Source organism: Actinomadura latina NBRC 106108 (assembly GCF_001552195.1).
Classification (GTDB): domain Bacteria; phylum Actinomycetota; class Actinomycetes; order Streptosporangiales; family Streptosporangiaceae; genus Spirillospora; species Spirillospora latina.
Genome location: NZ_BCQS01000005.1, coordinates 14,431 through 35,962, shown reverse-complemented (window position 1 = coordinate 35,962; position 21,532 = coordinate 14,431). Strand labels below are relative to the sequence as shown.

The following is a 21,532-nucleotide window of genomic DNA, read 5'->3' as shown; positions in this document are numbered from 1 at the left end:
CCCGCTTCGCCCGCCCGGCCCGTGGCCGGCGGGTGCTCCGACGAAGAAGAGAGGGAGCGATCGTGCCGCTCGTCATCGCCATGGACGGACCCTCCGGTTCGGGCAAGTCCAGCGCGTCCAAGGGCGTCGCGCGCGCGCTCGGGCTGCGGTACCTGGACACCGGTGCGATGTACCGCGCCATGACGTGGTGGATGCTGGACAACGGCGTGCCGGTCGAGGACGGCGTCGCGGTCGCGGCCCGCGCCCTCGACCCGGAGATCGCCTGCGGCACCGACCCGGACGCGCCCGCGATCACCGTGGGCGGGACGGACGTGTCCGGCCCGATCCGCACCCGCGAGGTGACGAACGCGGTCAGCGCGGTCAGCGCCGTCCCGGCGGTCCGCAGCCGCCTGGTCGAGCTGCAGCGGGAGATCATCGGGGCCGGCGGGATCGTGGTGGAGGGCCGCGACATCGGCACGGTCGTCGCGCCGGACGCGGCCGTGAAGGTGTACCTGACGGCCAGCGAGGAGGCGCGCGCCGCGCGCCGCGCGAAGGACTTGGCGGCCGACCCGGGCGCGTCGGTGACGGTCACGCAGGCCGAGCAGGCGCGGCGGGACCGGCTCGACTCCACCCGGAAGGCGTCGCCGCTGACCAAGGCGGCCGGCGCGCACGAGATCGACTCGACGGAGCTGAGCCTCGCCGAGGTCATCGAGGCGGTTGTCCGCCTCGCCAAAGAGCATTGAGTGAGCATCGCAGTGAGTGAATATGAGATCGAGACGGTGGACGTCGCCGGCGACGTCGCCGACGAGGCGGGCCCGGCGCCGGTCGTGGCGGTGGTGGGGCGGCCGAACGTCGGCAAGTCCACCCTCGTCAACCGGATCCTCGGCCGCCGCGAGGCCGTCGTGGAGGACGTCCCGGGCGTGACCCGGGATCGGGTCGCCTACGACGCGACGTGGAGCGGGCGCCGGTTCACCGTCGTCGACACGGGCGGCTGGCTGCCCGACTCGTCCGGCCTGGCCGCGGCGATCGCCGAGCAGGCCCGGCTGGCGGTCGACCTGGCGGACGTGGTGATGTTCGTGGTCGACGCGACCGTGGGCGCCACCGACGTGGACGAGGCCGTGGTGGAGATCCTGCGCCGGTCCGGCAAGCCGGTGGTGCTGGTCGCCAACAAGGTCGACAACATGGGCGCCGAGTCGGACGCGGCCGTGCTGTGGTCGCTCGGTATCGGCGAGCCGCACCCGGTCAGCGCGCTGCACGGGCGCGGCAGCGGCGACCTGCTGGACGCGGTGCTGGAGGCGCTGCCGGAGGAGCCGCCGGCGGAGACGTTCGGCGCGGAGGGCGGGCCGCGCCGGGTGGCGCTGCTGGGCCGTCCGAACGTCGGCAAGTCGAGCCTGCTGAACCAGCTGGCGGGGGAGCGGCGCGCGGTCGTCGACTCGGTGGCGGGGACCACCCGGGACCCGGTGGACGAGCTGATCGAGCTGGGCGGCAAGACCTGGCGGTTCATCGACACGGCCGGGATCCGGCGGCGGCACCGGGAGAACCAGGGCGCCGACTTCTACGCGACGCTGCGCACCCAGTCGGCGCTGGAGCGCGCCGAGGTCGCGGTCGTGCTGGTGGACGCCGACCAGCCGCTCGCCGAGCAGGACCTGCGGATCATCTCGATGGTGATCGACTCAGGCCGCTCGCTGGTGATCGCCTACAACAAGTGGGACCTGCTGGACGAGGAGCGCCGCCATTACCTGGAGCGCGAGATCGACCGGCAGCTGCACAACGCGCGCTGGGCGCCGCGGGTGAACGTCTCCGCGAAGACCGGCCGGCACATGGAGAAGCTGGTGCCGGGCATCGAGACGGCGCTGGAGGGCTGGGGCACCCGCGTTCCGACGTCCAAGCTGAACCAGTTCTTCGCCGACCTGGTGAACTCCCACCCGCACCCGGTGCGGGGCGGGAAGCAGCCGCGCGTGCTGTTCGCGACGCAGGCGGGGGTGCGTCCGCCGCGGTTCGTGCTGTTCACCTCCGGGTTCCTGGAGGAGGGCTACCGGCGGTTCATCGAGCGGCGGCTGCGGGAGGAGTTCGGCTTCGCGGGGACCCCGCTCGACATCGCGATGAAGATCCGCGAGAAGCGCGGCAAGGGCCGGAAGTAACGGAAATATTCGGCATGCGGCCCGTCCAGGTTCTTCCCGGACGGGCCGCGGCATGTCAGGATGCCTTCTACGGGACGCGAGTAAGTCTTCCATTACTCGGCAATCCCGGGACGGACACCGGTTTCGTCCGGAGGCCCCCGTCTCCGGACCTCAGGGCGCGGGTCGAGGGGTGCGACGTGAAGCTCTTGCTACTGCTCTCCGTGGCTGCCGCATGCGTGGCGCTCAGCTTCGCCTGGCGGGAGCCGTGGATCGGCGGCGTCGGGCTGCTGATCGCGTTCGTCGCCATGTTCACCGATCGCGACGACGTCCGGACGGACGACGAGCGCACCAGCTACGAGACGACCAAGGCCGTCCGCAACATGCGCAGCCGCGACCGCCGCTGACGCGGCCGGGCGCCCGCCGCGCCCGCCGCGCAGCGGTTGTCAGCGGTCGTAGCGCGGCTCGCCCGCGACGTGCTGGTCGCCGTCCCTCGGCGGCGCCGCCTGCCCGGGCTGGTTCTCCCGCGCGTAGCGGCCGTGCACGATCGGCTGGGTGGTGCCGGCGTTCGCCGGTCCGGGCTCGTCCGCCCAGGCCCGTTCCCGCGCGCCGACGACGGCGAACCGGCCGAGCGCGAACGCGGCGAGGAACACGATGACGACGCCGAGCCCGGTGAACCCGGACAGCTGCTCGGAGATGACCTGGCCCTCGCTCGTGCCGAGCGGGGAGCCGATCCCCGGCACGTCCCACAGGGTGGCGAGGAACGGCCCGACGGCGAACCAGGCGCCGCCGAGCGCGGCCAGCCAGCCGCCGAACATCGCGGCGGCGCGGTTGGCGCTGAAGAGCAGAATCAGCCCGCCCAGCACGGCGGCGGCGCCGGGGGCGATGCTGAGTTGCAGGCGGTCGGTGTTGTAGACCCAGGTGTCGTCGGGCGCGAAGCCGAAGCCGAAGTAGGGTCCGACGAACGGCAGCAGGCCGCCCCACAGCCCCAGCAGGATCAGCAGAAATCCGCTGAGGACGCCCCGGGTGCGCGGTGCTCGCATGGTCCCAGTCATGATCATTCCTCCTGACCGGGCGTCTGATTCTGTTTTGAGACACCGTTTACCCGGAGCGGGCCGATCTACGCGGCCGGAAGGCCCACACATGGCCCAAAAGGGAGCATTTCCATGGAAGGTGACATCACGGTCGTCCACGCGCGTGAGGAGCCGCCGGACCGGTGGGACGCCGCCGTCTTCCTCGCCGGACCCACGCCCCGCTGCTGGAGCGGCTCGTGGACTGGGCGAACCTGGGGATGATCGCGGAGGCGCTGCTGGACGTGCCCTGACCGCATCTGCAAATCGTGCATCGATCGAAGGCTCGTATTCTCTGGGCATAATTCCTACTTCTCCTTGTATCTGCGGTTGGCTAGGCTTGCCCCGTGACGACGTTCAGGATCAGTGAGGCGGCGGCGCTGCTCGGGGTCAGCGCGGACACCGTCCGCCGCTGGGTGGACGGCGGGCGGCTCCCCGCGTCCCGCGACGGGCACGGGCACCGGCTGGTGCCCGGCGCCGAGCTGGCCGCGTTCGTGCGCGACCAGGCACGCGGAGCCGGGCCGCCCGACCAGTCCGAGCGCTTCTCCTCGGCGCGCAACCGGCTGCGGGGCATCGTGACCGACGTCGTCCGGGACGGCGTGATGGCGCAGGTGGAGATCCAGGCGGGCCCGTTCCGGGTCGTGTCGCTGATGAGCCGGGAGGCCGCCGACGACCTCGGCCTCCAGGTGGGCGTGGTCGCCGAGGCCGTCGTGAAGTCGACGAACGTCGTGGTCGAGGTCGCGGAGAGGGGATCGCCATGATCAAGCGCTCCGCGGCCGCAGCGGTCCTCCTGCTCACGGCCCTCACCGGCTGCGGCGACGTCGGGGACGCCTCGCCGGGGACGGGCGGTGGCAGCGGCGGCGGGACGCTGACCGTGTTCGCGGCGGCCTCGCTGACGGAGACGTTCACCGCGCTCGGGAGGACGTTCGAGGGCTCGCACCCCGGCGTCCGGGTCAGGTTCAACTTCGGCGGCAGCTCGACGCTCGCGCAGCAGATCGCGCAGGGCGCCCCGGCGGACGTGTTCGCGTCCGCGAACCCGGCCACGATGAAGACGGTGACCGACGCGGGCGAAGCATCCGGGCGGCCGCAGGTGTTCACCAAGAACCGCCTGGTCATCGCCGTGCCGAAGGACAACCCCGGCAAGGTGGCCAAGGTGGGCGATCTATCCAGGCCGGGCCTGAAGGTGGTCCTGTGCGCCGTGCAGGTGCCCTGCGGGGCCGCCGCGAAGACCGCGCTCGGCGCGGCGGGGGTCGAGGTCGAGCCCGTGTCGCGGGAGAGGGACGTCAAGGCCGTCCTCACCAAGGTCGGCCTGGGGGAGGCGGATGCCGGGCTCGTCTACCGCACCGACGTCGAGGCCGCGAATGGCAAGGTCACGAAGATCGAGTTTCCTGAGGCGGCGAAGGCCGTCAACGACTACCTGATCGTCGCGGTCGCCCCGCCGAAGAAGAGGGCACCGAACAGCGCGCTCGCCAATGACTTCCTCAAGCTCGTGCTGGGGGAGCAGGGCAAAGCCGTGCTGGCCAAGGCGGGCTTCGAGGCGCCGTGAGGCCGGCGAGGGAGGCCGACCGGCTTCCGGGGCGGCCCCCCTGGGTGCTCCTGCTGCCCGCGCTGGCCGGGCTGGCGTTCCTGGTGCTGCCGCTGGTCGGGCTGCTCGTCCGGGCGCCGTGGTCGACGCTCGGCACGCGGCTCATGGAGCCGCAGGTGCTGGACGCGCTGCGCCTCTCGCTGCTCAGCGCGACCCTCGCGACCTGCCTGTGCGTCCTCCTCGGCGTTCCGCTGGCCTGGACGATGGCCCGCGTCCGGTTTCCGGGCGTCCGCCTCGTCCGGGCGCTGGTGACGGTGCCGCTGGTGCTGCCTCCGGTCGTCGGCGGCGTCGCGCTGCTGCTCGTGCTCGGCCGGCGCGGCCTGGTCGGGGAGTGGCTGGACGCCACGTTCGGGATCACGCTGCCGTTCACCACCGCCGGCGTCGTGCTGGCCGAGACGTTCGTGGCGATGCCGTTCCTGGTGATCAGCGTGGAGGGCGCGCTGCGCGCCGCTGACCTGCGCTACGAGGAGGCCGCCGCCACCCTCGGCGCCGGCCGCTGGACGATCTTCCGCCGGGTCACGCTGCCGCTCGTCGCGCCCGGCGTGGCGGCCGGCGCCGTGCTGTGCTGGGCGCGGGCGCTGGGCGAGTTCGGCGCGACGATCACGTTCGCGGGCAACTTCCCGGGCCGGACGCAGACGATGCCGCTCGCCGTCTACCTGGCGCTGGAGACCGACCCGCAGGCCGCGATCGTGCTCAGCCTCGTCCTGCTCGCCGTCTCGGTGATCGTCCTGGCCGCGCTCCGCGACCGGTGGGTGAGCACCACATGAGTGGCGAGGGCGGAGCGAACCTGGGGACGGGGCAGGGGCTGGACGCGCGGCTCGTCGTGCGGCGCGGCGCGTTCGATCTCGACCTGCCGCTCACCGCCGCGCCGGGGGAGGTCGTCGCGCTGCTCGGCCCGAACGGCGCCGGCAAGAGCACCGCGCTGCGGGCGCTGGCCGGGCTCGTCCCGATGGCGGGCGGGCACGTCCGGGTGGACGGCGAGGACCTGCGCCCGCTGCCGCCCGACCGCCGCGGCATCGGCATGGTCTTCCAGGACTACCTGCTGTTCCCGCACCTCAGCGCGCTGGAGAACGTCGCGTTCGGGCCGCGCTGCCGGGGCGCGGGCCGGCGCGCCGCCCGGCGGACCGCCGCCGAGTGGCTGGGCCGCGTGGGCCTCGCGGAGTACGCGCCGGCCCGGCCCCGCGCGCTGTCGGGCGGGCAGGCGCAGCGGGTGGCGCTCGCACGCGCGCTGGCCGTCGAACCGGGGCTGCTCCTGCTGGACGAGCCGCTCGCCGCCCTCGACGCCCACACCCGGCTGGAGATCCGGGCCGCGCTGCGCCGCCACCTCGCCGGGTTCGCGGGCGCGGCCGTGCTCGTCACGCACGACCCGCTGGACGCGATGGTGCTGGCCGACCGCATCGTGGTGATCGAGGGCGGGCGGCTCGTCCAGGAGGGGGCGCCCGCGTACGTCGCCCGCCATCCCCGCACCGGCTACGTGGCGCGGCTCGTCGGGCTGAACCTGTACCGGGGGCGGGCCGAGGGCGGGACCGTGGTGGTCGGCGACGGCACCGGAACCCTGGACACGGTGGACTCACCGGACGGTGAGGTGTTCATAGCCTTCGCGCCATCCGCGGTGGCGCTGTACCGGACGCGTCCCGACGGCAGTCCCCGCAATCTCTGGCGCGCCCGCGTGGCGGCGGTCGAACGGCAGGGGGACCGCGTCCGGGTGCAGCTCTCCGGACCGCCTTTCGACGCGGTCGCGGACGTCACTCCGGCCGCCGTCGCGGAGCTCCAATTGTCGGAGGGCAGCGTGATCTGGGCAGCCGTGAAGGCCACCGAAACCCACGTTTACCCAGCTTGAACGCGCCCATACGGAACCACACGCGGGTGGCGGGCGTCACGTCCGTCCCCGCGTGATAACAATCACAAAACGGGCAAGAACCCCCAAATGCGGACGGGATTGGTCCAGACCAAATGGCAAAAACGACGGGTGTTGTTCATCATGCAAACATCCTGCGAACAGCTGAAGGAGTAGCCCGTGTCCATCCAGGTCCCCGGCCTCGACCAGGCCCCTACCGGCCACACCGAACTGATTGAGTGGGTACGCGGGATCGCCGAGCTGACCAAGCCGGACCGCGTGGAGTGGTGCGACGGCTCGGACGAGGAGTGGGAGCGGCTGACGAGCCTCCTCGTCGAGCAGGGCACGCTCACGCGGCTCGACCCGGCCAAACGGCCGAACAGCTTCCACGCCGCGTCCGACCCCACCGACGTCGCCCGCGTCGAGGACCGCACGTTCATCTGCTCCGAGAAGGAGGAGGACGCCGGTCCCACCAACAACTGGGTCGCTCCCGCCGAGATGAAGGAGACCCTGGACGGTCTCTTCGACGGCTGCATGAAGGGCCGCACCATGTACGTGGTGCCGTTCTGCATGGGCCCGCTCGGCGGCAACATCTCCCAGCTGGGCGTCGAGATCACCGACTCCGCCTACGTCGCCGTGTCGATGAAGATCATGACGCGGATGGGCGCGGGCGCGCTGCGGCTCATCGAGGAGCGCGGCTCGTTCGTCCGGGCCGTCCACTCCGTCGGCGCGCCGCTTGAGCCCGGCCAGGCCGACGCCACGTGGCCCTGCAACTCCACCAAGTACATCACCCACTTCCCCGAGACCCGGGAGATCTGGTCGTACGGGTCCGGGTACGGCGGCAACGCCCTGCTGGGCAAGAAGTGCTACGCGCTGCGCATCGCCTCGACGATGGCCCGCGACGAGGGCTGGATGGCCGAGCACATGCTCATCCTGAAGCTGACGCCGCCCACCGGCGAGACCCGCTACGTCGGAGCCGCGTTCCCGTCCGCGTGCGGGAAGACCAACCTCGCGATGCTGGAGCCGACCATCCCCGGCTGGAAGGTCGAGACCATCGGCGACGACATCGCCTGGATGCGTTTCGGCGACGACGGGCGCCTCTACGCGATCAACCCGGAGGCCGGGTTCTTCGGCGTCGCGCCCGGCACCGGCGAGAGCACCAACACCAACGCCGTGAAGACGCTGTGGGGCAACAGCATCTTCACCAACGTCGCGCTCACCGACGACGGTGACGTGTGGTGGGAGGGCCTCACCGACGAGCCGCCCGCGCACCTGACCGACTGGAAGGGCAACGACTGGACGCCGGAGTCGCAGACCCCGGCCGCCCACCCGAACGCCCGCTTCACCACCCCGGCCGGGCAGTGCCCGATCATCGCCGACGAGTGGGAGGACCCGAAGGGCGTCCCGATCTCGGCGATCCTGTTCGGCGGCCGGCGCGCGTCCGCCGTCCCGCTCGTCACCGAGTCGTTCGACTGGCAGCAGGGCGTGTTCCTCGGCGCCAACATCGCGTCCGAGAAGACCGCCGCCGCCGAGGGCGCCGTCGGCGAGCTGCGCCGCGACCCGTTCGCGATGCTGCCGTTCTGCGGCTACAACATGGGCGACTACTTCGGCCACTGGCTCGACATCGGCAAGGCGACCGAGGCCGAGAAGCTCCCGCGCATCTACTACGTCAACTGGTTCCGCAAGAACGCCGACGGCAAGTTCGTCTGGCCCGGCTTCGGCGAGAACAGCCGCGTGCTCAAGTGGATCGTCGAGCGGCTGAACGGCAAGGCCGACGCGGCCAAGTCCCCGATCGGGCACCTGCCGACCAAGGAGGCGCTCGACACCGACGGCCTCACCATCGACGACGCCGACCTGGAGATGCTCCTGTCGGTCGACACCGAGGTGTGGAAGCAGGAGGCCGCCCTCGTGCCGGAGTTCTTCGAGAAGTTCGGCGACCACATGCCGAAGGCGCTGTGGGACGAGTACCACGACCTGGTGCGGCGCCTGGAGCACTGATCCGGGTGTAGTGCCGGCGTGACGCACGGGGCCGGTCGCGGACTTTGCCGAGTCCGCGACCGGCCTTGGCCTTTCCCGTGCGGAGCGGGGGCAGGGATGGGGGAAGTCCTGTCCCCGGGAGGCCGGAATGTTCGAGTCGATGACCCGTCACTGGTGGGTCCTGGCGCTGCGCGGCGCGTTCGCGATCCTGTTCGGCATCGTCGCCTGGGCCTGGCCCGGCATCACCGTGTGGGCGCTGGTCCTGCTGTTCGGCGCGTACGCCCTGGCGGACGGCGTGATCGCCGTGACGCAGGCGATCCGGGGGGCGACCGGCGGGCCCCGCGGCCTGCTCATGCTGGTCGGGTTCGCGGGGATCGCGCTCGGCATCGCGGCACTCGTGTGGCCGGGCATCACCGCGTTCGTCCTGCTCATGCTCATCGCCGCGTGGGCCGTCGCCACCGGCGTCCTGGAGATCGTGGTCGCCCTCGCGATGCACAGGGAGCTGCGCGGCGAGTGGGCGTACGTGCTGACCGGCGCGATCTCGGTCCTGTTCGGGATCCTGCTGTTCACGTGGCCGGTGTCGGGCGCCATCGCGGTCGTCTGGCTGATCGGGCTGCTCGCGATCCTCTCCGGCGCCGCCATGCTCGGCGCCGCTTTCCGGCTGCGCCGGCTCGGCCACCAGGCCCGGCGGCACGGCAGGACGAGCCCGGCCGCCCGCTACTAGCCGCCGGGCGCCGCGGCCGGGCAAACCTCAAGTGGAGTTGAGGTCGGGTAGGATGCGGGCCATGACGCGGCTGGAGCACCGGGTACACGAACTGACGGTCGGGCAGCTCGCCGAGCGGAGCGGCGTGGCCGTCTCGGCGCTGCACTTCTACGAGGCCAAGGGGCTGATCAGCAGCCGCCGGACGGCCGGCAACCAGCGCCGGTTCAGCCGCGACACGCTCCGCCGGGTCTCGTTCATCAAGGTGTCGCAGCGCGTCGGGATCCCGCTCAGCGCCATCCGGGACGCGCTCGCCACCCTCCCCGAGGAGCGCACCCCCACGGTCGCGGACTGGGCGCGCCTGTCGGAGACGTGGCGCGGCGACCTCGACGAGCGGATCCGGCAGCTCGAACGGCTGCGCGACGACCTCACCGACTGCATCGGCTGCGGCTGCCTGTCGATCAGCAAGTGCGCGCTGGCCAACCCCTACGACCGGCTCGGCGACGAGGGCCCGGGGCCGCGCAGGCTCCTCACCGAGCGCGCGGCCGCCCCGTCCCGTGCGGCGGGGGACGGGCGGGCCCCGGAGTGCGCCACCGTCTGCACCCCGGGGGACTGACCGCCCGCTACGTGCGGCGGGGGGCGCGCAGGTGCGGCTCGAAGCGGCGCGGCGCCGGTTCGCGCCCGGCGGGCTGGGTGGGCGCCGGCCGCGGCTGGACCGGCTCGATCGGCAGCTCCACCGGCTCCTCGCCCAGCGTGAACTGTTCGCCGTGGTGCCACAGCTTGAGGCCCGGGCCGTCCAGCAGCTCGTAGCGGGCCTCCTCCGCGCCCACCCCGACCTTGATCAGGTTGCCCCGGTAGCGCATCCGGAACGCCAGCCGGCTGATGCCGCCCGGCAGCCGCGGCGCGAACTTCAGCTCGCCCCTGCGGGCCCGCATCCCGCCGAACCCGGCGACGAGCCCGCTCCACGCCCCCGCCATCGAGGCGATGTGCAGCCCGTCGCGGGTGTTGTGGTTCAGGTCGTGCAGGTCCATCAGCGCGGTCTCGCCGAGGTAGTCGTGCGCCAGGTCGAGCTGGCCGACCTCGGCCGCGACGACCGCCTGCGTCTGCGCCGACAGCGAGGAGTCCCGGACGGTCAGCCCCTCGTAGTAGGCGAAGTCGCGCTCCTTCTGCTCCTCGGTGAACGCCTCCCCGCACAGGTGCAGCGCGAGGACGAGGTCGGCCTGCTTGACGACCTGCTTCCGGTAGAGGTCGAAGTAGGGGAAGTTCAGCAGCAGGGGGTAGTGGTCGGGCTTGGTCGCCGAGAAGTCCCACCGGGCGTGGTTGGTGAAGCTCTCGCTCTGCGGATGGACGCCGAGCCGGTCGTCGTAGGGGATCAGCATGGCCGCCGCCGCGTCCCGCCACGACGCCGCCTCCTCGGCGTTCACCCGGAGCCGGTCGGCGACGTCCGGATGGCGCATCGCCATCTCGGCGGCCTCCTGCAGGTTCCGGCGCGCCATGAGGTTGGTGTAGACGTTGTTGTCCACGATCGCGCTGTACTCGTCCGGGCCGGTGACGCCGTCGATGCGGAACACGCCGCCGACGTCGTGGTGGCCGAGGCTCCGCCATAGCCGCGCGGTCTGCACCAGGATGTCGAGGCCGGTCTCCCGCTCGAACTGCTCGTCCTGCGTGGCGTCGACGTACCGGACGATGGCGTCCGCGATGTCGGCGTTGATGTGGAACGCCGCGGTCCCGGCGGGCCAGTAGCCCGAGCACTCCTGGCCGCGGATCGTCCGCCAGGGGAACGTGGCGCCGTGCAGGCCGAGCTGCCGGGCGCGCTCGCAGGCGAGCGGCAGCGTCATGTGCCGCCAGGCGAGCGCGTCCGCCGCCGCGCCGGGGGAGGTGTAGATCAGCACGGGCAGCACGAACGTCTCGGTGTCCCAGAACGTGTGCCCGTCGTAGCCGGGGCCGGTCAGCCCCTTGGCCGGGATCATGCGGCGTTCCGCGCGCGCGCCGGCCTGCAGGACGTGGAACAGCCCGAACCGGACCGCCTGCTGGATCTCCGGGTCGCCCTCGACCTCGACGTCCGCGCCCTCCCAGAAGTCGTCCAGGTACGCGCGCTGCTCCTCCAGCAGCCCGTCCCAGCCGGTCTGCCGCGCGCCCGCCAGCGCCCCGACCACCTGGTCGTGCAGCGCGGGCCGGGACCGCCGGCTCGACCAGCCGTACGCGATGTACTTGACGATGCGGAGCCTCTGCCCCGGCTCCAGCCGGGTCGCCACCGTCAGCCGCCCCACGTCCGGGGCGCTCTCGGTCTCCACCCGCATCGACTCGGGGCCCTCGATGTCGTGCGACATGCCGGCGCCCATCCGCAGCCCGCTGTGCCGCGTCCGGTGCAGCAGCAGGACCTTCGTGCCGTTGGCGAAGTGCTCCTCGCTGACGAGGGGGCTGTCCAGGATCGCGGACGAGCGCGGGTCCTTGCCGCCGCCGGGCAGCGCCTCGTTCGCCACGATCTCGGACTGGGCGACCACCCGGACCGCGCTGTCCACCGGCTCGACCTCGTAGCAGATCGCCGCGATGGCCCGCTGGGTCAGCGACACCAGCCGCACCGACGTCACCTTGATCGTCTTGTCGGCGGGGGACGTCCACTCGACGTGCCGGGTCAGCGTGCCGGCGCGCATGTCCAGGATCCGCTCGTGGTGGTGGACGCGGCCGTAGCGCACGTCGAGCGGCTCGTCGTCCACCAGCAGCCGGATCACCTTGCCGTTGGTGACGTTGATGACCGTCTGCCCCGACTCGGGGTAGCCGTACGCGGTCTCGGCGTGCGGCAGCGGGCGCAGCTCGAAGAACGAGTTCAGATACGTGCCCGGCATCCCGTGCGGCTCGCCCTCGTCGAGGTTGGCCCGCATGCCGAGATGCCCGTTGGACAGCGCGAACACCGACTCGCTCTGCGCCAGCCGGTCCAGCCGGAGCTCCGGCTCCCGGACGCACCACGGCTCCACCGTGAACACCGGCCGCTCCGCGGCGCTCTGGCCCTCCCGCCCCTTCACGCACCCTCCAGCAACTCGGACAGGTCGTCGACCACCACGTCGGCGCCGTGCTCGGCGAGCGCCTTCGCGTGCGCCTCGCCCACCCGGTTGACGCCCACCACGTACGCGAACCCGCCGGCGCGGCCCGCCTGGACGCCGGCGAGCGCGTCCTCGAACACCACCGCCTTCGCCGCCGGGACGTCCAGTTCCTGCGCGCCCGCGAGGAACATGTCCGGGGCCGGCTTGCCGGGCAGGTGCCGGTCCGCCGCGACGACGCCGTCGACGCGCGCGTCGAACAGGCCGGTGATGCCGACCGTCCGCAGAACCTGGACGGTGTTGGCGCTCGACGACACCACCGCCGTCTTCAGCCCCGCCGCCCGCGCCGCGCGGACGTAGCCGATCGAGCCGTCGAACGTCTCGATGCCCTTCTCCTCGATGATCTTCAGCACCAGCGCGTTCTTCCGGTTGCCGAGCCCGCGGATCGTCTCCTTCTCCGGCGGGTCGTCCGGGTCGCCCTCGGGCAGCGCGATGCCGCGCGACTCCAGGAACGACCGCGTCCCGTCCTCGCGCTTCTTGCCGTCCACGTACCGGCCGTAGTCGGCCACGGGATCGAACTGGGTGAACGGCTCACCCGTCCGCCCGGAACGTTCCCGCAGGTAGCCGTCGAACATCTCCTTCCACGCCGCGGCGTGGACGGACGCGGTCCGGGTCAGCACCCCGTCGAGATCGAAGAGACACGCCGCCGCCTCGTCCGGCAGTCCCAGCATCCGCACCCCCTGGAATGTCACCATCGAAGTGAAGGTTGACCATGATCAGTACCGCGCGACCCGTTCCCGCGCTGAGCGCGGGCATGCCCGGACGCTCGAACGAGCGGGATCATGCCCCGCGTACAACCCCTCGGTCAGGGTCGCACACGAGGAGGAGTGAGCCAATGGACAAGGCGCGAATCGGTGTCACCGGGCTGGCGGTGATGGGCCGGAACCTGGCCCGCAACCTCGCCCGGCACGGGCATCCCGTCGCCGTCCACAACCGCACGTCCAGCCGGACCAAGGCGCTGGTGGAGGAGTTCGGCGACGAGGGGACGTTCCTGCCCGCCGAGACGCCGGAGCAGTTCGTCGCGTCCCTGGAGCGGCCACGCCGGCTGGTGATCATGGTGAAGGCGGGCGGCCCGACCGACGCCGTCATCGACGAGTTCGCCCCGCTGCTGGAGCCCGGCGACATGATCGTCGACGGCGGCAACGCCAACTTCGCCGACACCCGCCGCCGCGAGTCCGCTCTCCGCGAACGCGGCCTCCACTTCGTCGGCGCCGGCATCTCCGGCGGCGAGGAGGGCGCCCTGCACGGCCCGAGCATCATGCCGGGCGGCTCCGCCGAGTCCTACGCGGCGCTCGGCCCGCTGCTGGAGGACATCTCCGCCAAGGTGGACGGGACGCCCTGCTGCACCCACGTCGGCCCCGACGGCGCCGGGCACTTCGTGAAGATGGTGCACAACGGCATCGAGTACGCCGACATGCAGCTGATCGCCGAGGCCTACGACCTGCTCCGGCACGCCGCCGGCCTCGCGCCCGCCGAGATCGCCGAGGTGTTCCGCACCTGGAACACCGGCCGCCTGGAGTCCTACCTGATCGAGATCACCGCCGAGGTCCTCGCGCACACCGACGCGTCCACCGGCAAGCCGTTCGTGGACGTCGTCCTCGACCAGGCCGAGCAGAAGGGCACCGGCCGCTGGACCGTCCAGACCGCCCTCGACCTGGGCGTCCCCGTCGGCGGCATCGCCGAGGCCGTCTTCGCCCGCTCGGTCTCCGGCCACGCCGCGCTCCGTGAGGCCGCGCGGAACCTGCCGGGCCCGTCCCGCGGCGCCGTCGCCGACTCGGGCTTCGCCGACGCCGTCGAGAAGGCGCTCTACGCGTCCAAGATCGTCGCGTACGCGCAGGGCTTCCACGAGATCCAGGCCGGCAGCGCCGAATACGGCTGGGACATCGACCTCGGCGCGATGGCCGCCATCTGGCGCGGCGGCTGCATCATCCGCGCCCAGTTCCTGGACCGCATCCGCGCCGCCTACGAGGCCGACCCGCAGACACCCACCCTGCTGACCGACGACCACTTCGCCGAAGCCGTCGGCGACGCCCAGGACGCCTGGCGCGACGTCGTCGCGACCTCCGCGCGCCTCGGCATCCCCGCGCCCGGCTTCTCCACGGCCCTCGCCTACTACGACTCCCTGCGCGCCGACCGCCTGCCGGCCGCGCTCACCCAGGGCCAGCGGGACTTCTTCGGCGCCCACACCTACCGCCGCACCGACCGCGAAGGCTCCTTCCACACCCTCTGGGGCGGTGACCGGACCGAAGTGACTACCTGAGACCAGCGCTTCCCGGTCCCCATCCGGTAGCAGCGCGCTACACCGGCCCCTGGGAGCACCCAAGGGAAGACGACCGGAGGGTGGGGTGATTCGCTGGTGGTCCGTTGTGGCTAAACGTGATCGAATGACGACCAAGAGTCCTCGGGGGGTGCCAGATTGAGGGTGTCGCTTCCCCCGGAACACAGGACCAGAAGGAGAGGTAGCATGCCCGTCATGTCGCCCAAGCCCCTCGAAGAGGTCACCCTCGGTGACCTGGCCACCAAGGACGACCTGAAGGACCTCGTCACCAAGGACTACCTCCACCAGGAGCTGGGCTCGGCGGTGAATCTGATCATGGGTGAGCTCGGCAAGATGTCCGCTCGCCAGGAGGAGATGGCCGGGACGCTGGCCCGCCTGGTCGCCAGGTCCGAAGGCGTGATGCAGTAACCGACATGCCCGTGCCCCCGGGGCAGTGCTCACGGGGACACGGGCATGTCCGGGCATGGCTCACGGCTCGTCCGCCGCACGTTGTTGCCCGACGGCTCGGCCCTAACCGCGCACCGGGCCCGTCAATAGACTCGCGGGATGCGGATTCCGGCGGACGACGAGATTCGGGCTTTGCACCGGAAGCACGCGCCGGGCCGGGAGGCGTTCGAACTCGTCTGGACGCACTGCGTGATCGTGGGCGAGATCGCCGAGCAGATCATGGCGCGCACCGGGCCGCGGGTCGACCGGGATCTCGTGCGGGCCGGGTGCCTGCTGCACGACATCGGGGTCTACCGGCTCTACGACGCGAACGGGAGAATCGATTTCAGGCAGTATGTGCGGCATGGGGTGCTCGGACACGAGTTGCTGCGCGAGGAAGGGTTTCCCGAGGAGATCTGCCGGTTCTGTTCCTGCCATACCGGAATGGGGCTGACGCGGGAGGACATCGAGCGGCAAGGGCTGCCCGTGCCTCCGGGCGACTATGTGGCCGAGAGCGACGAGGAGCGGCTCGTCATGTACGCCGACAAGTTCCACAGCAAGACCGATCCGCCCACGTTCGTGTCCGCGGAGACCTACGCCGTCCATGTGCGGCGGTTCGGTGCCGAGAAGGCCGCGGCGTTCGAGGCGATGCGCGCGCTGTTCGGGGAGCCGGATCTCAAGCCGCCGGCGGCCGAGCACGGCCAGGCCCTGGTCTGAGGCCGGGCCCCGTCCGCGCCCGTTCGGTGACGCGGGCGGTCGGGAGAAAGGGCAGGATGGAGGAGTGAGTCTTATCGATGAGCTTCCCTCCGGAAACGACGCCGACGCCGATTCGCTGTTCGAGGGGTTCGAGCGGTGGGTGTCGGGGCGCGGGATCACGTTGTATCCGGCGCAGGAGGAGGCGCTCATCGAAGTGGTGTCGGGCGCGAACGTGATCCTTTCGACGCCCACCGGGTCGGGCAAGAGCCTGGTGGCGGCGGGGGCGCTGTTCGCGGCGCTCGGCAAGGAGCAGGTCGGGTTCTACACGGCGCCGATCAAGGCGCTGGTGTCGGAGAAGTTCTTCGACCTGTGCGAGATGTTCGGGCGCGAGAACGTCGGGATGATGACCGGCGACGCGAGCGTGAACTCGGACGCGCCGATCATCTGCTGCACGGCCGAGGTGCTCGCGAACATCGCGCTGCGGGACGGGGCCGACGCCGACATCGGCGTGGTGGTGATGGACGAGTTCCACTTCTACGCGGAGCCCGAGCGCGGGTGGGCATGGCAGATCCCGCTGCTGGAACTGCCGCAGGTGCAGTTCCTGCTGATGTCGGCCACCTTGGGGGACGTCGCGTTCTTCCAGAAGGACCTCACCCGGCGGACGGGACGGCCGACGGCGCTGGTGACCTCGGCGGAGCGGCCCGTCCCGCTGATCTACGACTACCGGGTGACGCCGCTGCACGAGACGATCGAGGAGCTGCTGGCCGAGCAGAAGGCGCCGGTCTACCTGGTGCACTTCACGCAGGCGGCGGCGATCGAGCGGGCGCAGTCGCTGATGAGCATCAACGTCTGCACGAAGGCGGAGAAGGCCCGGATCGCCGAGCTGATCGGCAATTTCCGGTTCACGACGAAGTTCGGGCGGAACCTGTCGCGGTTCGTGCGGCACGGGATCGGGGTGCATCACGCCGGCATGCTGCCCAAGTACCGGCGGCTGGTGGAGCGGCTCGCGCAGGCCGGGTTGCTCAAGGTCATCTGCGGGACGGACACGCTGGGCGTCGGTGTGAACGTCCCCATCCGGACCGTGGTCTTCACCGCCTTGAGCAAGTACGACGGGCACCGGGTGCGGAGGCTCAGGGCGCGGGAGTTCCATCAGATCGCCGGACGTGCCGGGCGGGCCGGGTTCGACACGGTCGGGTTCGTGGTGGCGCAGGCCCCCGAGCATGTGGTGGAGAACGAGAAGGCTCTCGCGAAGGCCGGGGACGACCCGAAGAAGCGGCGGAAGGTGCAGCGCAAGAAGCCGCCCGAGGGGTTCGTCGGCTGGGACGAGGACGTCTTCAAGAAGCTGCAGGAGGCCGAGCCGGAGATGCTCCGGTCCCGGTTCCAGGTCAGCCACGCGATGCTGCTGTCGGTGATCGCCAGGCCGGGCAACGCGTTCCAGGCGATGAAGCGGCTGCTGACGGACAACCACGAGGAGCCGACGGCGCGCAGGAGGCACATCTCGCGGGCCATCGCGATCTACCGGTCGCTGCTCGCGGGCGGTGTCGTGGAGGTGCTGCCCCAGCCCGACGACCTGGGGCGCTACGCGCGGGTCACCGTCGACCTGCAGGAGGACTTCGCGCTCAACCAGGCGCTGTCGACGTTCGCGCTGGCGGCGTTCGAGGTGCTCGACCCGGCGTCGCCGTCCTACGCGCTGGACGTCCTGTCGGTGATCGAGGCGACGCTGGACGATCCGCGGCAGATCCTCGCGGCGCAGGTCAACAAGGCGCGGGGCGAGGCCGTCCAGGAGATGAAGGCCGAGGGCATCGAGTACGAGGAGCGGATGGAGCTGCTCCAGGACGTCGACCACCCGAAGCCGCTGGAGGACGAGCTCGACGCCGCGTACGAGATCTACCGGGCCGGGCACCCGTGGGTCGGCGACCATCCGCTGCGTCCCAAGTCGATCGTGCGCGACATGTACGAGCGGGCGATGACGTTCACCGAGTACATCGGGTTCTACGAGCTGGCCCGCACGGAGGGGCTCGTCCTGCGGTACCTGTCGGGGGCGTACAAGGCGCTGCAGCAGACGGTCCCGGAGTCGATCAAGACCGATGACCTGATCGACCTGATCGAGTGGCTGGGCGAGCTCGTCCGGCAGGTCGACTCCAGCCTGCTGGACGAGTGGGAGCAGCTCGCGAACCCGTCCGACGAGGATGTGGACGAGCCGATCGAGGAGCGGGTCACGAGGGTCACCGCGAACGTGCGGGCGTTCCGGGTGCTGGTCCGCAACGCGATGTTCCGGCGGGTGGAGCTGGCCGCGCTGGAGCGGTACCGCGAGCTGGGCGACCTGGACCCCGACTTCGGCGCCGGCGCCTGGGAGGACGCCATGGACGGGTACTTCGCCGAGCACGACGAGCTGCTCACCGGAGCCGACGCCCGGGGGCCGAAGCTGCTGCAGATCGAGGAGGTTCCGGAGGACGCGCTGTGGCGGGTCCGGCAGGTGTTCGACGACCCGGAGGGGCATCACGACTGGGGCGTCAGCGCCGAGGTCGACCTCGCGGGCTCGGACCAGGAGGGCGAGGCCGTGATCCGGGTGACCGGCGTCGACCGGATGTAGAGGGAGGCGGCGGATGGTGCAGGTCGCGGTGGCGCAGTTCGCGCCCGGTGTCAACAAGGACGCGAACCTCGCGGTGATCGGCGAGCTCGCCGGGGACGCGGCGGGGCGCGGCGCGAAGGTCGTGGTGTTCCCCGAGTTCGCCATGTTCACGGCGCCGAAGATGGACGGCCGGTTCGTCGACTCGGCCGAGCCGCTGGACGGCCCGTTCGCGGGCGGCCTCGGCGACCTGGCCCGGCGCCACGGCGTGCACCTGGTCGCGGGCCTGAACGAGCGGCTGGACGACCCGTGCCGCATCTCCAACACGCTCGTCGCCGTGAGCCCCGGCGGGGAGATCGTCGCCGAGTACCGCAAGCTCCACCTGTACGACGCGTTCGGGTACCGGGAGTCGGACGTCGTCCGGCCCGGCGAGATCGGCGTCCCGGACACGTTCCTCGTCGACGGCGTCGCGTTCGGCATGCAGACCTGCTACGACGTCCGGTTCCCGGAGGTGACGCGGCGGATCGTGGACGCGGGCGCCGACGTCCTGGCGCTGCCCGCCGACTGGGTGCCGGGCCCGCTCAAGGAGGACCACTGGCGGACGCTGGTCCGGGCCCGCGCGATCGAGAACACGATCTACGTGGCCGCCGCCGGCCAGTGCGCGCCGGCGGGCGCCGGCAACAGCATGATCGTCGACCCGATGGGCGTGGTGGTCGCGGGGCTGGGGGAGGGGCCGGGCGTCGCGTCCGCGGAGGTCTCGCCCGAGCGGGTCGCCGCCGTCCGGGAGAAGAACCCGGCGCTCCGCCTGCGCCGTTTCACGGTCACCCAGGCCGGCTAGAGAACACGCGAGGCCCGAGCTTCGGAGAGCGTCCCTTGACGTTTGAGTGAGTGCTCACTCAAACTGGGATGACGAGGAGACCGCGGCACGGGAGGCACGATGGCGGATCGGCTGTTCCGGTTCGGAGTGATGGCGGCGTGGGCGCGCGACGGCGCGCAGTGGGCGGCGCAGGCGCGCCGCGCCGAGGAGCTCGGGTACGCGACCTTGCTGACCCCCGACACGTCCGGCACGGCCATGCCCGCGGCGGCCCTCGCCGCCGCGGCCGGTGCGACGACGACGCTGCGGGTCGGCACGTTCGTGCTGTCCGCGGCGACCCGGTCCGCGCACATGATCGCCTGGGAGGCGGCCTCGATGGCCTTCGCCACCGGCGACCGCTTCGAGCTCGGCATCGGCGCGGGCCGGCCGGGCGGCGAGGACGACGCTGCGCTCCTCGGCGTCCGCTACGGCACGCCCGCCGAGCGGATCGACGCGGTGGGGCGGGTGATCGACGCGGTCGAGCGGCCGCCCGAGGGCCTGTTCGCCGGGACGGGACGCCCGCCGCGGGTGCTCGTCGCCGCGTCCCGGCCCCGGATGCTGGAGCTGGCCGCGCGGCGGGCCGGCACGGTCGCGTTCGGCGTCCCGCCGCTGACCGGCGAAGCGGAACTCGCCGGATACGTCGGCATCGTCCGGAAGGCGGCGGGGGAGCGGTTCGACGACCTGGAGCTGTGCACCCAGGTGCACGTCGTCGGCGACGAGGTGCCCGCATGGCTTCAGGGCCAGATGGGCGTCGACCCCGCCGCCATGGCGAACTCCGACGCGATCGCGAAACTGTCCGGGACGCCCCGCGAGATGGCCGACGTGCTCGCCCGGCGGCGGGACGAGCTGGGCGTGTCGTACGTATCGGTCGCGTCGGCGTTCGTGGAGGAGTTCGCGCCCGTGGTGGAACTGCTCACCGGGCGGTGACCCGTGTATCAAGGTGACACCCGTGTATCAAGGTGACAACGGTCGCGGCGATTCTCCGTGTCCGGGCGGACGCTCAGCGTGAGCATCGGAGGGTGCGCCTCTCCTCCAGCCTCCCGCCCGCCGGATTCACCCGTGCCGAGCCGAGCCCGCCCGCCGGGCCCCGCGCGCTCCGGTCGCCGCTCCTGCCCGCGCTGGCGCTCGTCCTCGGCGCCGGTCTCGTCCTCGCCATCGGCTACGGGACGACGCGCCCGGCCCCCGTTCGCACGGTGACGCCGGATGCCGCCACCCCGTCACCGTCCGCGGAGACGTCCGCGCCACCGCCACCGCGGCCCGAGCCGGGGGACAGGGCGTCCGCCGCGCATCCGCGGAAGCGCGCTCCCCGCAGCGGGCATTCCGTCCCGGAGCCCGCGCATCACCGCCCCGCCGCACCGCGCAGGCCGCGTCCCCGCCCGCCCGCACAGCAGAAGACGCGTACCGGACGCCCCGCGCCCCCGTCGTGGATCACGGCGGAGTGCGGGCGGCGCTTCCCGGACGATCCGCTCCGCAGGCGTGCCTGCGTCGCCGTCCTCACCGACCAGTTCGGGCGCTGATCAGGCCGCCTCGGCGGTGAGCAGCCGGTCGATGTGGTCGCGCAGTGCGCCGGCGTCCACCCCCGCCTCGATCACCAGCCGCACGGCCATGGACTCCTTGTCGTGCAGGACGCCGAGCAGGATGTGACCGCTTCCGATGTGCTTGTGCTTGAGCCGGAGCGCGTGCCGCAGGCTCAGCTCCAGTGACTTCTTCGCCCTTGGCGTGAAGGGGATGTGTCCCTTCGGCGGGCGCCGGCACCGGGCGGCGGGAGCGTCGAGGGCACCCTCGCCGAAGACCTGCTCGGTGGCCTCCCGGACGGCCTCCAGGTCGATGCCGAGCATGCTCAGCGCCTCGGGGTCGAGCGGATCCCGGCTCTTCCGGACGATGAGCGCCCGGACGGCGGACGCTTCCAGCCCGTGGCCGGCGAGCATCCGCGCCGTGGCGTCGCCGCCGTCCAGGAGGGCGAGCAGAAGGTGTTCGGTGCCGATGTGGTGGTGGTGCAGCGCCCGCGCCTCCGCCTGGGCGCCGGTGACCGCCCGCCGTGCGCTGTCGGTGAAACGCTCGAACATCCCCTCACTGCTCCTTCTTGAGAAGGCGGCGCCCGCCGCCGTGCTTCTTGTGGACGGCCTGCCGGCTCACGCCGAGGCAGACCGCGATCTCCTGCCAGGACCAGCCCTGGTCGCGGGCGCTGGCCACCTGCAGCGCCTCCAGCCGCTCGGCCAGCTCGCGCAGCGCCCGCACGGCCCGCAGGCCCACCGCCGGGTCCCGGCTGCTCGCCTCCTCGGCGAGCTTCACTCCATCGCTCATGACGTCAATGTAGGTTGACACAGACGCGATGTCAACCAACGTT

22 protein-coding genes are annotated in these 21,532 nt (G+C 72.0%); 17 read left to right on the top strand and 5 right to left on the bottom strand.

Going from position 1 to position 21,532, the window contains the following annotated elements; translation table 11 throughout:
• The first annotated feature begins 62 nt into the window (after positions 1 to 62).
• The 3 genes from cmk to AL2_RS06500 all read left to right on the top strand — a co-directional run bounded on the left by cmk (position 63) and on the right by AL2_RS06500 (position 2,503).
• Positions 63 to 722 (top strand): (d)CMP kinase, encoded by a 660-nt coding sequence (gene cmk, locus AL2_RS06510; protein WP_245666406.1) that lies wholly within the window; start codon positions 63 to 65, stop codon positions 720 to 722.
• Between the two features lie 12 nt (positions 723 to 734).
• Positions 735 to 2,120 carry a ribosome biogenesis GTPase Der gene (der, locus tag AL2_RS06505; RefSeq protein WP_067632367.1) on the top strand — a complete coding sequence of 462 codons (1,386 nt, stop codon included), beginning with the start codon at positions 735 to 737 and terminating at the stop codon, positions 2,118 to 2,120.
• A gap of 176 nt (positions 2,121 to 2,296) precedes the next feature.
• On the top strand, positions 2,297 to 2,503 hold the full coding sequence (locus AL2_RS06500) for a hypothetical protein (RefSeq protein WP_067630850.1): 207 nt from the start codon (positions 2,297 to 2,299) through the stop codon (positions 2,501 to 2,503).
• Between the two features lie 39 nt (positions 2,504 to 2,542).
• Here the strand turns inward: AL2_RS06500 and AL2_RS06495 are convergent, their stop codons facing one another.
• Complete coding sequence (locus AL2_RS06495; RefSeq protein ID WP_157438042.1) at positions 2,543 to 3,151, bottom strand: hypothetical protein; 609 nt, start codon at positions 3,149 to 3,151, stop codon at positions 2,543 to 2,545.
• 362 nt (positions 3,152 to 3,513) lie between these two features.
• On the opposite strand from AL2_RS06495, the gene AL2_RS06490 reads away from it, so the two are divergent.
• The 7 genes from AL2_RS06490 to soxR all read left to right on the top strand — a co-directional run bounded on the left by AL2_RS06490 (position 3,514) and on the right by soxR (position 9,881).
• Positions 3,514 to 3,927, top strand: coding sequence for a TOBE domain-containing protein (locus tag AL2_RS06490; RefSeq protein WP_067630845.1), 414 nt, complete (start codon positions 3,514 to 3,516; stop codon positions 3,925 to 3,927).
• A complete protein-coding gene (gene modA, locus AL2_RS06485) occupies positions 3,924 to 4,712 on the top strand; it encodes a molybdate ABC transporter substrate-binding protein (protein ID WP_067630843.1) in 789 nt (262 codons plus the stop codon). The genes AL2_RS06490 and modA overlap by 4 nt, the downstream gene beginning before the upstream one ends.
• On the top strand, positions 4,709 to 5,518 hold the full coding sequence (locus tag AL2_RS06480) for an ABC transporter permease (protein WP_067630840.1): 810 nt from the start codon (positions 4,709 to 4,711) through the stop codon (positions 5,516 to 5,518). Before modA ends, AL2_RS06480 begins: the two co-directional genes overlap by 4 nt.
• A complete protein-coding gene (locus tag AL2_RS06475) occupies positions 5,515 to 6,591 on the top strand; it encodes an ABC transporter ATP-binding protein (RefSeq protein WP_067630838.1) in 1,077 nt (358 codons plus the stop codon). The genes AL2_RS06480 and AL2_RS06475 overlap by 4 nt, the downstream gene beginning before the upstream one ends.
• Positions 6,592 to 6,768: 177 nt before the next feature.
• Complete coding sequence (locus AL2_RS06470) at positions 6,769 to 8,586, top strand: phosphoenolpyruvate carboxykinase (GTP) (protein WP_067630835.1); 1,818 nt, start codon at positions 6,769 to 6,771, stop codon at positions 8,584 to 8,586.
• Between the two features lie 139 nt (positions 8,587 to 8,725).
• Entirely contained in the window at positions 8,726 to 9,289 is a 564-nt protein-coding gene (locus AL2_RS06465; RefSeq protein WP_245666404.1) for an HdeD family acid-resistance protein, read from the top strand.
• A 52-nt stretch (positions 9,290 to 9,341) separates the two neighbouring features.
• Positions 9,342 to 9,881, top strand: a complete 540-nt coding sequence (gene soxR, locus AL2_RS06460) for a redox-sensitive transcriptional activator SoxR (RefSeq protein ID WP_210748067.1) — start codon at positions 9,342 to 9,344, stop codon at positions 9,879 to 9,881.
• 7 nt (positions 9,882 to 9,888) lie between these two features.
• On the opposite strand, the gene AL2_RS06455 is transcribed toward soxR, so the two are convergent.
• Together AL2_RS06455 and AL2_RS06450 are read right to left on the bottom strand one after the other, a co-directional pair.
• Entirely contained in the window at positions 9,889 to 12,288 is a 2,400-nt protein-coding gene (locus AL2_RS06455) for a glycoside hydrolase family 65 protein (protein WP_067630830.1), read from the bottom strand.
• The gene (locus AL2_RS06450; RefSeq protein ID WP_245666402.1) at positions 12,285 to 13,058 is read right to left on the bottom strand and encodes an HAD family hydrolase; all 774 of its coding nucleotides are present in this window, start codon (positions 13,056 to 13,058) and stop codon (positions 12,285 to 12,287) included. Before AL2_RS06450 ends, AL2_RS06455 begins: the two co-directional genes overlap by 4 nt.
• Before the next feature lie 140 nt (positions 13,059 to 13,198).
• On the opposite strand from AL2_RS06450, the gene gnd reads away from it, so the two are divergent.
• The 7 genes from gnd to AL2_RS06415 all read left to right on the top strand — a co-directional run bounded on the left by gnd (position 13,199) and on the right by AL2_RS06415 (position 20,702).
• Complete coding sequence (gnd, locus tag AL2_RS06445) at positions 13,199 to 14,623, top strand: NADP-dependent phosphogluconate dehydrogenase (RefSeq protein ID WP_067630825.1); 1,425 nt, start codon at positions 13,199 to 13,201, stop codon at positions 14,621 to 14,623.
• Between the two features lie 213 nt (positions 14,624 to 14,836).
• A complete protein-coding gene (locus tag AL2_RS06440; RefSeq protein WP_157438041.1) occupies positions 14,837 to 15,049 on the top strand; it encodes a hypothetical protein in 213 nt (70 codons plus the stop codon).
• A 138-nt stretch (positions 15,050 to 15,187) separates the two neighbouring features.
• Positions 15,188 to 15,784: an HD domain-containing protein gene (locus tag AL2_RS06435; RefSeq protein ID WP_067630819.1), complete on the top strand. Its 597-nt coding sequence runs from the start codon at positions 15,188 to 15,190 to the stop codon at positions 15,782 to 15,784.
• Positions 15,785 to 15,848: 64 nt separating this feature from the next.
• Positions 15,849 to 18,356, top strand: a complete 2,508-nt coding sequence (locus tag AL2_RS06430) for a DEAD/DEAH box helicase (protein ID WP_067630817.1) — start codon at positions 15,849 to 15,851, stop codon at positions 18,354 to 18,356.
• 13 nt (positions 18,357 to 18,369) lie between these two features.
• Positions 18,370 to 19,170 (top strand): carbon-nitrogen hydrolase family protein, encoded by an 801-nt coding sequence (locus tag AL2_RS06425; RefSeq protein WP_067630815.1) that lies wholly within the window; start codon positions 18,370 to 18,372, stop codon positions 19,168 to 19,170.
• A 99-nt stretch (positions 19,171 to 19,269) separates the two neighbouring features.
• On the top strand, positions 19,270 to 20,112 hold the full coding sequence (locus tag AL2_RS06420; protein WP_067630813.1) for an LLM class flavin-dependent oxidoreductase: 843 nt from the start codon (positions 19,270 to 19,272) through the stop codon (positions 20,110 to 20,112).
• Positions 20,113 to 20,204: 92 nt separating this feature from the next.
• Positions 20,205 to 20,702, top strand: a complete 498-nt coding sequence (locus tag AL2_RS06415) for a hypothetical protein (protein ID WP_067630811.1) — start codon at positions 20,205 to 20,207, stop codon at positions 20,700 to 20,702.
• On the opposite strand, the gene AL2_RS06410 is transcribed toward AL2_RS06415, so the two are convergent.
• Both AL2_RS06410 and AL2_RS06405 read right to left on the bottom strand, forming a co-directional pair.
• A complete protein-coding gene (locus tag AL2_RS06410; RefSeq protein WP_067630808.1) occupies positions 20,703 to 21,251 on the bottom strand; it encodes a Clp protease N-terminal domain-containing protein in 549 nt (182 codons plus the stop codon).
• Between the two features lie 4 nt (positions 21,252 to 21,255).
• Complete coding sequence (locus tag AL2_RS06405; RefSeq protein ID WP_067630807.1) at positions 21,256 to 21,489, bottom strand: helix-turn-helix domain-containing protein; 234 nt, start codon at positions 21,487 to 21,489, stop codon at positions 21,256 to 21,258.
• Positions 21,490 to 21,532: the final 43 nt, after the last annotated feature.